Origin of the sequence: Spirillospora sp. NPDC052269 (assembly GCF_040679435.1) — a bacterium.
Taxonomy (GTDB): domain Bacteria; phylum Actinomycetota; class Actinomycetes; order Streptosporangiales; family Streptosporangiaceae; genus Spirillospora.
The window spans coordinates 187,328-200,970 of the sequence record NZ_JBFAUU010000013.1; the positions used below are offsets into that span (position 1 = coordinate 187,328).

A 13,643-nucleotide genomic window follows, 5' to 3' on the forward strand; every position below is an offset into this window, starting at 1 on the left:
GGTCGGGCAGAGGGGAGCCCACGACAGTCCCAAGCTTCCGCTCGGGTTACAGCTCTACTACCTCCCCGGCGGCGGGACGCCGGATCTCGCGGCCCGCGCGATCGGCCTCCATCGCCAGCACCCCGTCGACCAGCCGCAGGCCGATCTCGTTCGCCAGCCCGTCGTGGACCGCGAACGCCCGCTCCGGACGGACGGCCCGCAGGTACGCGGTCAACATCGGGACGGTCAGCCACGGCGCCTGCCCCGCGAACAGCAGCGTCGGGACGTCCACCCTGGTCATCGCGTCGCCGGGATGGAAGACCTCGTCGTCCAGAAGAAAACCGACGTTGTCGCAGGGCGGGAAGTCGAGGTGGCTGAGGTGGTGCTTCTCGCCCGCCACGCGGACCCGGAACCCCGCCGCCTCGAACGTGTCGCCGTCCCGGACGACGTGGACGCGGTCGCGGGCCAGTTCGCGAAAGTCGTCCGATTCGTCCAGCACTCGGGCGACGCCCGCGCTGGTGTAGATCGCCGGGGCGGTCCAGAGCAGGTCGAGGTTGAAGTGGTCGAAGTGCTCGTGCGTGATGAGCACCGCCTCCACGCCCTCGACCGCCGCGACCTGGGAGGTCAGCTCACCAGGGTCGATCACCAGCGCCCGGCCGTCCTTCTCGAGGCGAACGCACGCGTGCCCGTACTTCGTCATCCTCATGATCATCAACCTACTCACCCCCGTCCCCGGCGCGGCGCCCGGTCGCGGGCGCGGACGTCACGCGGGCGCAGACGTCGCGCGGGCACGGAAGTAGATCAACGCGCTCCCCGGGACGGGCTACCGTCGTCCGGATGATCGACTCCCTCCGCCTTCTGGACGCCGACGCCGCCGAACACCGCGCGACCACGGGCGTCGTGCGCAAGTTCCCGCTGCGGCCCGAGTGGGGCGTCGACCTGTACCTGCTGGACGAGTCCACCCACCCGACCGGCAGCCTCAAACACCGCCTGGCGCGCGCCCTGTTCCGGGACGCCCTGCGACGCGGCGCGCTCGAGCCGGGGGAGACGGTCGTCGAGGCGACCGGCGGGAACGCGGCCGTCGCGCAGGCGTACGTCGCCCGCCTGCTGGGACATCCGTTCGTCGCCGTCATGCCGCGCCGTTCCAGCGCGGAGAAGATCGCGCGGATCGAGAGCCACGGAGGGACGGTCCATCTCGTCCATCCGCCGCTCGCCATCTACCACGGGGCCGAACAGCTCGCCGGGCAACGGGGCGGCCACTACATGAACTACCTGGCCGCGTCCGCCGACGCCATCGCCGCGAGCGCGGGCGGCGAGGACGACATCGGACATGTCCTGTTCGACCGGCTCCCGGTCGTCCCCGACTGGATCGTGGTCGGCGCGGGAAGCGGCGGCACCGCCACCGCGATCGGCCGCCGCATCGCGGATGAGGCCGGCGAGACGCGTCCCCGGCTCGCGGTCGTGGACCCGGAGAACTCGGCGTACTTCCCCGCCTGGGCCTACGGCGTCGACGACTACATGACCGGGATGCCGTCCCGGATCGAGGGCATCGGGCGTCCGCGCGTGGAACCGAGTTTCGACGCGTCCGTGGTGGACGTGGTCATGCCCGTTCCGGACGCCGCGAGCCTGGCCGCCATGCGGTTCCTGTACGGGACGACCGGTCAGCGGGGCGGCGCGTCCACCGGGACGAACCTGTGGGGCGCGCTGCAACTGGTGTCGCAGCTCGTCCGGGACGGACGCGAGGGCACCGTCGCCACGCTGATCTGCGACGACGGCGAGCTGTACCCGACCACGTACTGGAGCGACGCGTGGCTCGACGAGAAGGGGCTCGAGCTGGAGCCGTGGACGAAGGCGCTGACGGGCTTCCAGCGGACCGGGGTGCTCGAGCCGCCCTCCCAGTGAACCCACAGGTGGCGGCGGGGAGCCTTGACGGGTCCCGCGCACGCGGGTGATCTTGGCGTGATGCGGGGAAAAGTGTCACTTTGGCGAAACCGGAACTTCGTCCTGCTCTGGACGGGGCAGACCTTCTCCGAGGTCGGCACCCGGATGACCTCGGTGGCGTTCCCGCTGCTGGTCCTGGCGCTCACCGGCTCCCCGGCCAAGGCCGGGATCTCCGGCTTCGCCGGAACCCTTCCGTATGTCCTCTTCTACCTGCCCGCCGGCGCCCTCGTGGACCGCTGGGACCGCCGCCACGTCATGCTCTACTGCGAGATCGGGCAGTTCGCCGCGCTCGGCAGCCTCGTCGCCGCGTTCGCCCTGGACACGGTGACCTTCCCGCACATCCTCGCCACCGGATTCGTGTCCGGCTCGTGCTTCGTCTTCTTCAGCGTCGCGCAGCGCGCCCTGCTTCCGGCGCTCGTCCCGTCCGAACGCCTCACCGAGGCGCTCGCCCGCCAGGAGGCCAAGAGCCGCAGCGCCGCCCTCACCGGATCGCCGCTCGGCGGCCTGCTCTTCGGCTTCGGCCACGCCCTGCCCTTCGCCGCTGACGCCGCGTCCTACCTGGTCTCCCTGGCGACCATCGTCGGCATCCGCACCGAACGCCGCCCGGCGCCGGCTCCGGAGCCGGACGCGACCGGACGGTCGTGGGCGAGCGGCCTGTACGACGAGATCCGCACCGGCCTGCGCTGGCTGTGGAACGAGCCGTTCGTCCGGATGAGCGTGGTGCTGACGTCCGCCGTCAACCTGATGTTCCAGGCGCTCATCCTCACCCTGATCGTCCTGTCCAAGGACCTCGGCGCGGGCAGTGCCGGGACGGGCCTGATCCTCGGCTGCTTCGGCGTCGGCGGACTCGTCGGCGCCCTCATCGCCCCGCGCGTCCCGGACCTGCTGTCCTCCCGGGCCGTCGCCATCGGCACCGCCTGGGTCTGGGCCGCGACCGCGCCACTGCTGGCCCTCGCGACCAGCCCGTACGAGGTGGCCGCGATCATCGCCTGCATGGCCGTCGTCAGCCCCATCTGGAACGTCGTGGTCGTCGGCTACCAGTACAAGGTGATCCCCGACCGCCTCCTCGGCCGGGTGAAGAGCGTCGCCCTGCTCGCCAGCTGGGGATCCATGCCCCTCGGTCAGCTCCTCGGCGGTTCCCTCCTGTCGGCGACCGAGCCGCGCGAGGCCGTCCTGCTGCTGTCCCTGCTGTCGCTCGCCATCGCGCTGACCACGACGTTCAACCGCTCCATGCGCATGCGCGGCCCCAAGCTCGGCCGCCCAGGCCTGCAACCCCAGTGATCTACTTGGATCATGAACGACTTCGACGGGGGCTGGGACAGCACGGCGACGCTCGAGGACGGCTGGGTGGTGCGCACCCCACGCCGCCCGGACGTCCACCCGCGCCTGCTGGCCGAGATCCGGCTCCTGCCCTGGCTGGCCCCACGCCTGCCCCTCGCGGTGCCCGTGCCGGAACTCGGGTCGTCCGACCCCTTGATCGTCCGGCACCGCCTGGTCCCGGGCATCCCGCTGGAGTCACCGACCGCCGAGCACGGCCATGCCCTTGGCCGCTTCCTCCGCACCCTCCACGACACCGACGTCCATGACGCCACCGCCCATGGCCTGCGCGACGCCCGCGACGAGTTCGCCGAGGACCTCGCACTGTTCCGCGAACACGTCATCCCCCGGCTACCCGAGCACGCTCGCGCAGCCGGGGCGTCCCTCCTGAACGCCCTCGACACCGGCATCCGCGACACCGTCGTCCACGGCGACCTCGGCCCCGAACACATCCTCGTCGCGGACGGCAACCTCTCCGGCATCATCGACTTCGGCGACGCCCACGCGGGCGACCCCGCCATCGACCTCTCGTGGACCCTCCACGGCACCCCACCCGCCTTCGCCGAAGCCCTCGCCACCGCCTACGGCGTGACCCCGGCCCTCCGCGCCCGCGGCCTCCTCTGGCACCAACTCGGCCCCTGGTACGAGGTCACCCGCGGCCTGACCACGAACAACCCGACCATGCGCGATACAGGCCTCACCGCCGCCCTCACCCGCCTCTCCCTCCCCACCTGACCCACCTAGCGATTCGTCCCGGTAGGCCCTCCGGAGAAAGAGCGGAGGACCGACCGGGGCGACGTCGCCGTGCGTTCAGCGCTTCAGCGCCGTGTCACTTCACGGTGATCCAGAACCCACGACTGGCGCCGGGCTGGTAGAGGGGATCCCCGGCCCAGGTGACCCACATCCAGCCGTTGCGGGCCGCGTACCCGGAGACACGGAAGTTGCCCTTGGCGTCGGTGGTGACGCTGTTGATCTTCTGAGGGGTCGCGCCACCGGCGTTCCAGCGGAACATCATCTGAAGCCTGCGCTTGGCGAGACCGCCGTAGGCGCCGTTCGGCAGGCGTCCGGCGAGTCGTCCCGACAGCACGACCGGGCTGCCGCGTTTGACCGTGGTGGGCTTGGCGGTGACGGTGAACGCGGGCAACTGCCGGAGGGAGAAGGACGACCCGGGGCCGTCGAGCCAGGAGCTGCCGGGCGCGGTGGCGTAAGAGGTGTGGACATGCCAGGTACCGGGGGCGGACGCGGCGGGCAACTGGACGCTCGCCTGCCACATTCCGTAGCTCACGTTCCCGTCGACCAGACTGAACCCCTCCGTGAGCGTCTGACCGTTGGGACCGGTGAACGACGCGTACGCACTGTGGGTCTGGGTCGGGGAGAAGAACCGCGCGGTGATGCCCCGGCCCTTGGACGTCATCGTGACGGGACTGACCGGCGTGACGCTGATCGGCGCATGGGCGACCTTGCCGACGGTGAAGGACGCGGCGGCTCCGCGCCATGCCTTCTGTCCCGTGCTGTTGGTCGCCAGGAACCCGACCTTGTAGCTTCCGGCGGGCGCCTGCGGCGGAAGCGACAGCCGGTCCGACCAGTCGCCGTCGATGTGGTGCTGCCCCTTCCACAACTTCAGGTCCAGGCTCTGCTTCCAGCCCCCCGGCCCGGTCACCCACGCCTGGACGCTCTTGGTCCAGGGAGCCTTGGCAGTGGACTTCAGATGCGTCATGAGCAGCACGCTGACCGGCGCGAAGTCGCTGGTCACGGTCGTGTTCTGCGGCCCGAGCCTGGACCAGGCAGGCTGCCACGGCACAGCGGCCGAGCCGGTTCGCGCGGAGCCGGGGAAGCGGGTTTGGGCGGAAACGGGGGAGGTGAACGCGACGGTGACAGCCGCGACCGCCAGAGGGGTGAATACTGCCCGAGGTTTGATCATCGAGGTCCAATCTGGTCGGTTGCCTCTGGTCAGGGCGGGGTCAGCAAGGCCGGTAGGCCACGAGCACACCGTTGTCGTAAACCGGGCACAGCCGCTGCGTGGGCTGCGGCTTGGGCCTGGTGGTGTGCGGCGGGTTGGCATGATGCGAAGGCGGACTCGTCCGGTGCCCCCCGCCGCTCCTCTTGGGCCCAGAAGACGGCCGAGCGCCGCCAGATCCACCACCGGAACCAGTCGAGTCCGCCTTCGACGGATGACCAGTAGGCGAGGGCGAGCCGGTCGTGGGAGAAGTGGACGGAGAAGAAGCACCGGTCGGCGTCGTGACAGGCGCCGCACTGACGAACGTGGCCCGCGGCGTCTCCGTTGGCCCAGGTCTGCGGGCCTCTTCGCCTGAGCCCGCGACCGCCCACGCCAGGACGCCCCCGGCCGCGGCCGCGGCGACGCCGATGACGACCAGTGCCGTCTTGCTCGACCCGCGCGGCCTGCGAGGCGCCCGCATCGCCGCCGAGGGAAACGACGGCAGATCCATCGTGCTCGGGCTGGCCGTCCCGGGCGGAGGGCGCACCCCATCGCCGAAACCTGGACGCGTCGACCCCAACGGCTCCTCGGACGACGCGAAACGGTCGGGATCGCCGGGAAGGGACACTTCCGGTTCAAGGAGATGCGACATGCCGAAGGGCGGAGGCGAGCTCGGGTCGAACGCCCCGAAGTCGGGGTCCGCAGGGTCCGAGGGGGTGAAGGCCATGGAATACCGCCGTCGAGATCAGGGCGCCGGACGAGCTGCGCGCCAACATCGCAAGTGGGGTTCGGTTGCGGGATATGGGTGCGAATCCGTACAGGGACCAAAGCCGCCGGTAAGGGCGCGCCTGGTGCTGTGGCCAGGGTGTTGAGCGGAAGATTATCGGCGACGGGTCGTGCAATGCGATCGTCCAGCGCCACGATCTCGCCCTGCCGCTGGCCAATATTGGACGACCCGGGCGAACTGGGAACTCGACGTGACAACTACTGCTAGCAGGATGCCACCTCCATCGCGACCACAGGACGAACTGAGGAAAGAGCAGCCCGGGTGTGTCGTCGCCGCCACGACAACACCTCACCGAAACTGACGAGAACGGCGAAACCGACCAAATCACTGGCGAAAGGAGAAGCCACCCACGCCATTAACAGTGCTTCCCGAGCCCCGCCCACAGCAACGAATCCGAAGCGCACCGCATGCCCCCCCCAATTTCCCCGCCCCAGCCATACCCCCGCTCATCGTGGGCTCGCGCACAGGACGCGGAGGCGCGCTTCGGGCGCGCCGCTCATGGAGGTGCGCCGGTCATCGACGTGCGTTGCTCATGGATGCTCCCCGCTGATGGGGCGCGTTTTGGTCGTGGGCGTGGCCTCGCTCATACGGGTGGCTTGCAAGAGAGGGCACGGCTCGTCCGGGCCTCTGGCAGGTCCGGACGAGTCGTGCCCAGCCACCCTCAGTCCCGCATGACGACCGGCAGAGGAGCGACGCTCGCACTCCGGGTTGGGTTCGGAGTGGTCGGCTTCGGGTGTGACCTCACTCGGGACGTGGGGGCTTCTCGAGTGGCGGGTTGGCGTGCATGGAGCGCTGGTCGTCGTTACGGCATCGGGGGTGGACGGGGGCTTTGCTGTGGTCTTTGGGTGGTGGGCGTCGCGCCAGGCCTCTCCTGTGAGGTGAGGGCGCGGGTGTTCGGATGGGGGTCATGTGCCGGTGACCTCGCTTCGGCGTTCGAGGAGGACGACGTCCCGCCAGCGGCCGTGGTGCCGGCCCATGCGGTGACGGGTGCCGACGGTGCGGAAGCCCGCTTTCGCGTGCAGGCGGAGGCTGGCGGTGTTCTCGGGGAAGATGCCGGACTGGATCGTCCAGATGCCGTCAGACTCCGTGGAGCCGATCAGGGCGCGGAGGAGCGCGACGGCCACGCCTCGGCCGTGGTGCGCCGGATGGACGTAGACGCTGTGCTCCACGACTCCGGCGTAGACCGGACGGCTCGAGACCGGTGAGACGGCGATCCAGCCCAGGATCTCCCCGGAGGACGTGTCGACGGCGATGAACCGGTGACGTGGATGTCTGGCCTTATCGAACACCTCCCAGGTGGGGACGGTGGTCTCGAAGCCGGCGTCGCCCGTGTCCAGGCCCGCCTGGTAGATCGCCAGGACCTCGGGCGCGTCGCCTGCGGTCATCGGGCGGACGCGGACGGGCTTGGTGGCGGATGTTCCGGGGTGTGGGGTGGGTTCGGGCATGGGGCCTCCTTGAGTGGCGTCCCTTGCGATGATGCGCGCGGTGGTCAGCGGCCCTTGTGGTAGGTGCTGAGGGTTTTGGCCAGGCCCAGTGGCACCAGGACGAGCTCCACGATCATCGCCTTCCACGCGTAGTACGTGTTGACGACGCGGATCGGATAGAGGCACGGGAGGTTGGCCAGGACGCGGTGCAGGGGGAGATCGCGTTTTCGGGCGGCGTAGAACAGCGTCGCGACGAGCAGCGGTAACTCGCTGGCCAGCCACCAGAGGGCGGCGTACGCGAGCGGAAGGTGCCAGGCCGTGGTCAGCAGGACGGGCGTCAGCCACCACATCGGGGCGAGCAGGATCTCCAGGACGGCGAGCGTGACCCAGAGCGCCAGCATGGGCTTGTGGCGCACCATTGGGACCAGGTGCAGCCGGACGTTCTGGAAGAAGCCCGACATCCAGCGCCAGACCTGGCGGCGCAGGTAGACCAGGGACTCGGGATCGGCGGCCCAGGCCACGGCCTCGGGCACGTAGACGGCGCGGCGGCCCTCGATCTGCCAGGTCCAGGTGGCGTCCATGTCCTCGACGATGGTCCGTTCGGGGAACCCGCCGGACGTGGCCAGGACGTCCCGGCGGAACGTCGAGCAGCAGCCGGAGCAGACCATCGGGCTCGCCGCGCCCTGCTGGATGGGGCGCTGGAAGTGGAACCCGAAGAGGTACTCCACGGAGCGTCCGCGTTCCCAGAGGGTGCGGGTGAAGCGGGTCTGGACGTTGCCCGCCGCGATCACGACGCCGGGGTCGGCGAAGACCGGGCGGAGGCGTTCGATGTAGTCGGGGGCGAGGACGGTGTCGGCGTCGACGGCCAGGACCAGGTCGCCCTCGCAGTGGGGGAGGGCGTGGTTCTGCGCGCGGGCCTTGCTGCCCAGCTGGTGGTCGGGCCGCAGGACGGTCGCGCCGTGGATGCGGGCGACCTCGCCGGTGCGGTCGGTGGACCCGTCGTCCACCACGATGATCTGGTCGGGAGGGACGGTCTGCCGGCGCAGCGACTGGAGGGTGGCGGGCAGCCCCGCCTCCTCGTTGTGCGCCGGGACGATGACGGTGAGCGTCAGGTCGCCGGAGGTGGACGTCGCGACCTCGGTGGTGAGGGTCGGGGTGGTCATCGGACACCCCGCATCCGGGCCAGGCCGCGGGCGGTGGCCGTCGCGATCCAGACCGTGCCGTAGACCAGGGTGCTGATACCGATTCCCGGGAATCCGCCGTGCATCTGTCGTTCCTTTCTCGAGTGCCGGTTCGGGCTCACGACCCATCCTGGGCGGCGCGGCACATCGAACGACAGTCGACGGCGGAACTGTGGATAACCTCAACAACTCGCAGGTCAGCGCCTATATGTCCAGTGCCCGCAAGCTCAGAGGACCCACACTCGAACTCGGAGTGAGCACTCACTCCGGTGTTGACGGAGTGAGTGCTCACTCCGTATTGTGGGCGGCATGGACACCCCACCCACCCGCCGCAGGGCGCCGGGCATGAGCCCCGAGCAGCGCCGGGAGATGATCGTCCGGACGGCGTTGCCCCTGGTCGCCGAGCATGGCACGGCCGTGACCACGGGGCAGATCGCCCGCGCCGCCGGCATCGGCGAGGCGACGATCTTCCGCGTCTTCGCCGACAAGGACGCACTGCTCGACGCGTGCACCGCCGAGGTGCTGCGCAACGACCACGTCCTGGCCGAGATCGCCGAGATCTCCCTCGACCGCCCGCTCGCCGAACGACTCACCGAGGCGGTGGCGGCGATCGACGCCTACCTGGCCCGCATGGGCATGGTCCTCGGAGCCCTGTTCGCCACCGGACGCAAGGGGCGCGACGCCCGAGGGGGCGCCGAGCAGGCCGGACCTCTGCCCGACCGCGGCGCGTCCATGGAGCGCACGCGCGAGGCGCTGGTCGAACTCTTCGAACCCGAGCGCGACAGGCTGCGTCTTCCTCCCGAGCAGATCGCCGCGATGTTCATGGGCCTGGCGCTCGGCCGCAGCCGTCCGGTCGGCGAGACCGTCATCCCGATCGAGGACGCCATCGACGTCTTCCTCAATGGCGCCGTAACCCCTGCCTGACCACCCGCCCAGCTGTCGAGTCCCACCAGCCTGAAGAGCGGCTTCAAAGCACCTTCGCGTGCGGACGGTCAGTCCTCCGCGGGCCGGGGGAGGGCGGCCTCGATGCAGTCGAGGACGCGCTCCAGTCCGTGCTGGAACTGCTCGTCCCGGTCCAGACGTGGCTGGCGGGCGTCCAGAGCGATTCTGGTGAAGATCGGGTACTTGCCGCTGTCCAGGAGTTGCCGCAGGTAGGGGTAGTTCCGCCCGGTCCACTCCTCCTCGGTGAGCCCGCTGCGGCGGACCTCCTCCGCCGTGGTGACCTGCTCGCGCGCCGCGCCTTCGACATAACCGTTCAGGATCGCCATGAGCGCGAGGTTCTCGTCGATGGGGACGAGCGGGTCCAGCACCCCCATGACCTGCTCGATCAGCTGCAACTGATTGGGGCCGTACCCGGGGAGCGAGCGGTTCGCCGTGGCGATCCATGGGTGCCGCAGCCACGTCGCACGCATCTGGCCGGCGTAGCGCCGCAGGTCGGAGCGCCAGTCGCCAGTTGGGACGTCCTTCAGGTCGATCTCGCCCATGAGGTGGTCGGCCATCAGCTCGATCAGGTCGTCCCGGCTCGGGACGTACCGGTACAGCGACATCGCGCCCGCGCCGATCTCGGCGGCGATCCGCCGCATGGTCGCGGCCTCCAGGCCCTCGGTGTCGGCGATCCGGACGGCCGCCTCGGTGATCTGAGCGCGGCTGTAGGCGGGTTTCGGGCCCCGGGCCGGGCGCTCGGGCCGCATCCAGATGTTGGTGTACTCGGCGTCGGACACCCTTCCCCCTCCATATGCGTACGGAGTACCCGATAATTCGGCGGAACCTCTTGCGTACGCGGTACGCGATTACTAGCCTCAACTTCTGCGTACAGCATACCCAGTGGAGGGATCATGACCGATCCGATCGTCCTCGCCGAAGGGCTGCACAAGTCCTTCGGTGACACCCATGCGCTGCGTGGCCTGGACCTCAGCGTTCCCAGAGGGACCGTCTGCGGCGTGCTCGGCCCGAACGGCGCAGGCAAGACGACCGCGGTGCGCATCCTCGCGACGTTGTCCGACCCCGACTCCGGACGCGCCAGCATCGCCGGATACGACGTCGTCCGCCAAGCCGGCCGGGTGCGCGAGCGAATCGGACTCGCGGGCCAGTCCGCCGCCGTGGACGAGAAGCTCACCGGACGCGCCAACCTGCGCATGTTCGGCCGCCTCTGCCACCTGTCCCGGCGCGAGGCGCACGGGCGGGCCGACGAGCTGCTCGAACGCTTCGGGCTCGCGGCCGCCGCCGACCGCCGCGTCGCCGGCTACTCCGGCGGGATGCGCCGCCGCCTCGACCTGATCACCTGCCTGATCCAGCGTCCCGAGGTGCTCTTCCTGGACGAGCCGACCACCGGCCTCGACCCGCGGAGCCGCACCGAGATCTGGGACGCCGTCCGCGCGCTGGTCGCGGACGGCACGACGGTCCTGCTCACCACGCAGCACCTGGACGAGGCCGACCGCCTGGCCGACGACATCGCCGTCGTCGACCACGGACGGGTGATCGCCACCGGCGCCCCCGACGAGCTGAAGGCCGCTGTCGGCGACGGCCTCGACGTCGTTCTCGAGAGCCCCGCGGAGCTGCGCCCGGCCGCGACCGTCCTGCACGCCCTGGCCGGGACCGACCCCACGATGACCGGCGCCGACCGGCTCACCGTGCCCCTGCCCGGCGGCGCGTTCCGGCTCGTCGACATCGTGCGCGAACTCGACCGCGCCGGGGTCGCCGCCGCCGATGTCCGGCTGCGCCGTCCCACCCTCGACGAGGTGTTCCTCCGCCTCACCGACGCCAAGGAGAGCGCCCGATGACCACGGCCATCCCCGCCCCCACCACGGTCACCCCCATCGCGGGACGCCTGCGCTGGACGATCCGCGACGGGCTGACCCTCGTCGCCCGGGAACTCGCGCGGCTGAAGGCCGAACCCGGTCAGATCGTCGCCGCGCTGATCTTCCCCGTCGTCATGGTCGTGCTGTTCGGCTACGTCTTCGGCAGCGCCATCCAGGTGCCTGCCGGTGGTGACTACCGCGAGTACCTGATGCCCGGACTGTTCGCGATGGTGTGCTTCACCGCCGTCCAAGGGGTCATGACGCGGATGGCCGCCGACGCGTCCCAAGGGGTGATGGACCGGTTCCGGTCCATGCCGACCGCGCGGCTCGCCGTTCCGTTCGGGCAGACGGGGGCCGACTCCCTCGTCGGCCTGCCGCTGCTCGCGATCATGGTGGCGACGGGCCTGCTGGTCGGCTGGCAGCCGCATCGCGGCGCGGCGGCGACGTCCGAGGCGTTCCTGCTGATCGTCCTGCTGCGGTACGCGCTGGGCTGGCTCGGCGTCCACCTGGGCCTCCTGGTGAAGGATGACCAGATGGCCGCTCAGCTGGTGCCGCTCTTCCTGCCGGTCACGATGCTGTCCAACGCCTTCGTCCCGACGGGCGGAATGCCGGCCTGGCTGCGGTTCGTCACCGACTGGAACCCGGTGAGCGCGCTCACCGCCGCCCTGCGCGACCTGTTCGGGAACCCGGGCGCGAGACCGGCGCACCCGGCCTGGCCGATGGCGCACCCGGTGACCGCGGTCCTGCTCTGGTCGGCGGCGCTCCTGGTCGTGTTCGTGCCACTGTCGATGCGCGCCTACGCCCGCTCAGGACGCTGAGGAACAGCCACGCGGACAGGGACGCACAACCCTGGAGCCCCCAAGCCGAGGACCGTGGTCCCACAGCCCACCCGCTCAGGCCGACTCGGGTCGGCGATGAGCGCCAGGCAGGCTCACCAGCGCAGATAGGAGGCGAAGGATCCGAGAGTGAGATGCGTACGCGCCGGCACCGCCTCCAGCGGTGACCTGCTGGTGATGAGCACCGCACAGTTCGGGGTCATCGGCAGTAGCGGTTCGATCTGCCACGCGCCTGCCGCGTTGTCCAGAATGACAAGGATGCGTCGGTCGGACAGGGCCTCTCGGTAGGCGTCGGTGAGTTCTTCAGGGTCGGCCGGTATGTCGGATCGGAACGCTCCGTGTCCGGCTGACCGCAGCGCCTGCAACACTCCGGCCATCGCCTCCCGAGGGCTCAACGGGCGATCGCCGGAACCGTTGAGTTCCACATGGACCTGGCCGTCGGGGAAGCACGAGCGGAGGCGGTGGGCGACATGCAGGCTCACGATGGTCTTGCCCGCCCCCGGCTCACCGGAGATCACCGCGACCCGCGGCGTCCCCGAGTACGCCGACAGCGCCGAGATGACGGCGGCGGTGGCCGTGCTCCGGCAGGCGATCTGTGACGGAGATCCGTGGGGCGGGGGGATGTAGCGGGGGAAGGCGGGGTTGCCGGTGAGGACGGCCAGGTGCAGCCGGCGCAGATCCGGCCCCGGTTCCAGGCCCAGTTCCTCGGACATCAGCTGCTGCCCGGCCCGGAAGCAGGCGAGTGCGTCCGCCGTACGGCCGGAACTCCACAGCGCGGTCATCAGATGGGCGCGCAGGACCTCCCGAAACGGGTGGGCCGCCACCAGGGCGGTGAGTTCGGAGACCAGGTCGGCGTGCCGTCCCAGCTGAAGGTCGATGCCGATGCGCTCCTCGAGGGCGGTGAGCCGGCGTTCCTCGAGGGCCGGCCTCTCCGAAGCCGCGAGGTTGTCGGCGACGTCGAGCAGGGCCGAACCCCGCCAGAGCGCGAGGGCATCGTGTAGATGCTCTCCGGCCAGATCGGCCCGGCCGTGCCGGAGTTCGTCGCGGGCGGCGGCCCAGCGCTGCTCGAACTCGTCCAGATCCAGCTGATGCGGCTGGATCTGCAGGATGTAGCCCGGATCCCGCGTCGCGATCAGACGGTTGGCCTCCGCCCGGCCGACGTGGTCGGCCAGGAGTTTGCGCAGCCCGCTGACCAGCCCGTGCACCTTCGTGGCGGCGGTGCGAGGCGGCCTGCCGGCCCAGATCGCCTCGATGATCTCGGTCAGGGCCACCGGACGGTTGGCGTGCAGACCGAGTTTGGCCAGGACGGTGCGCTGATTTCTTCCCATGGGCCGGATGTACATCCGGGCGTGGCACATCTCCACCGAGCCCAGGATGAGGATCTGCATCGTGTTCTCCCGATCCGCGAAGCCGACGACTGCCTCCGCACGCAGCCAGGGTCCGG

General features: G+C 70.4%; 12 protein-coding genes. 6 read left to right on the plus strand and 6 right to left on the minus strand.

Annotated features, from left to right (window positions below; all coding sequences use genetic code 11):
• Window positions 1–46 precede the first annotated feature (46 nt).
• Window positions 47–685 carry an MBL fold metallo-hydrolase gene (locus AB0L06_RS27540; RefSeq protein WP_500234003.1) on the minus strand — a complete coding sequence of 213 codons (639 nt, stop codon included), beginning with the start codon at window positions 683–685 and terminating at the stop codon, window positions 47–49.
• 131 nt (window positions 686–816) lie between these two features.
• On the opposite strand from AB0L06_RS27540, the gene AB0L06_RS27545 reads away from it, so the two are divergent.
• The 3 genes from AB0L06_RS27545 to AB0L06_RS27555 all read left to right on the plus strand — a co-directional run bounded on the left by AB0L06_RS27545 (window position 817) and on the right by AB0L06_RS27555 (window position 3,972).
• On the plus strand, window positions 817–1,881 hold the full coding sequence (locus tag AB0L06_RS27545; RefSeq protein ID WP_500234004.1) for a PLP-dependent cysteine synthase family protein: 1,065 nt from the start codon (window positions 817–819) through the stop codon (window positions 1,879–1,881).
• A 72-nt stretch (window positions 1,882–1,953) separates the two neighbouring features.
• Window positions 1,954–3,201: an MFS transporter gene (locus AB0L06_RS27550; RefSeq protein ID WP_500234005.1), complete on the plus strand. Its 1,248-nt coding sequence runs from the start codon at window positions 1,954–1,956 to the stop codon at window positions 3,199–3,201.
• A 12-nt stretch (window positions 3,202–3,213) separates the two neighbouring features.
• Window positions 3,214–3,972: a phosphotransferase gene (locus AB0L06_RS27555; protein WP_500234006.1), complete on the plus strand. Its 759-nt coding sequence runs from the start codon at window positions 3,214–3,216 to the stop codon at window positions 3,970–3,972.
• 94 nt (window positions 3,973–4,066) lie between these two features.
• On the opposite strand, the gene AB0L06_RS27560 is transcribed toward AB0L06_RS27555, so the two are convergent.
• The 3 genes from AB0L06_RS27560 to AB0L06_RS27570 all read right to left on the minus strand — a co-directional run bounded on the left by AB0L06_RS27560 (window position 4,067) and on the right by AB0L06_RS27570 (window position 8,547).
• The gene (locus tag AB0L06_RS27560) at window positions 4,067–4,990 is read right to left on the minus strand and encodes a hypothetical protein (protein ID WP_500234007.1); all 924 of its coding nucleotides are present in this window, start codon (window positions 4,988–4,990) and stop codon (window positions 4,067–4,069) included.
• Window positions 4,991–6,865: 1,875 nt separating this feature from the next.
• The gene (locus AB0L06_RS27565) at window positions 6,866–7,405 is read right to left on the minus strand and encodes a GNAT family N-acetyltransferase (RefSeq protein WP_500234008.1); all 540 of its coding nucleotides are present in this window, start codon (window positions 7,403–7,405) and stop codon (window positions 6,866–6,868) included.
• Between the two features lie 44 nt (window positions 7,406–7,449).
• Window positions 7,450–8,547: a glycosyltransferase family 2 protein gene (locus AB0L06_RS27570; RefSeq protein WP_500234009.1), complete on the minus strand. Its 1,098-nt coding sequence runs from the start codon at window positions 8,545–8,547 to the stop codon at window positions 7,450–7,452.
• A 327-nt stretch (window positions 8,548–8,874) separates the two neighbouring features.
• Between AB0L06_RS27570 and AB0L06_RS27575 the strand changes: the two genes are divergently transcribed.
• Window positions 8,875–9,489 (plus strand): TetR/AcrR family transcriptional regulator, encoded by a 615-nt coding sequence (locus AB0L06_RS27575; protein WP_500234010.1) that lies wholly within the window; start codon window positions 8,875–8,877, stop codon window positions 9,487–9,489.
• Window positions 9,490–9,557: 68 nt separating this feature from the next.
• Here AB0L06_RS27575 and AB0L06_RS27580 read toward each other — a convergent pair whose 3' ends face one another.
• Window positions 9,558–10,286, minus strand: a complete 729-nt coding sequence (locus AB0L06_RS27580) for a TetR/AcrR family transcriptional regulator (RefSeq protein ID WP_500234011.1) — start codon at window positions 10,284–10,286, stop codon at window positions 9,558–9,560.
• A 114-nt stretch (window positions 10,287–10,400) separates the two neighbouring features.
• Here AB0L06_RS27580 and AB0L06_RS27585 point away from each other — a divergent pair, with 114 nt between their 5' ends.
• Together AB0L06_RS27585 and AB0L06_RS27590 are read left to right on the plus strand one after the other, a co-directional pair.
• Window positions 10,401–11,345 (plus strand): ATP-binding cassette domain-containing protein, encoded by a 945-nt coding sequence (locus AB0L06_RS27585; RefSeq protein WP_500234012.1) that lies wholly within the window; start codon window positions 10,401–10,403, stop codon window positions 11,343–11,345.
• A complete protein-coding gene (locus AB0L06_RS27590) occupies window positions 11,342–12,181 on the plus strand; it encodes an ABC transporter permease (protein WP_500234013.1) in 840 nt (279 codons plus the stop codon). The genes AB0L06_RS27585 and AB0L06_RS27590 overlap by 4 nt, the downstream gene beginning before the upstream one ends.
• 113 nt (window positions 12,182–12,294) lie before the next feature.
• On the opposite strand, the gene AB0L06_RS27595 is transcribed toward AB0L06_RS27590, so the two are convergent.
• A complete protein-coding gene (locus AB0L06_RS27595; RefSeq protein WP_500234014.1) occupies window positions 12,295–13,587 on the minus strand; it encodes an AfsR/SARP family transcriptional regulator in 1,293 nt (430 codons plus the stop codon).
• Between the last annotated feature and the right edge of the window lie 56 nt (window positions 13,588–13,643).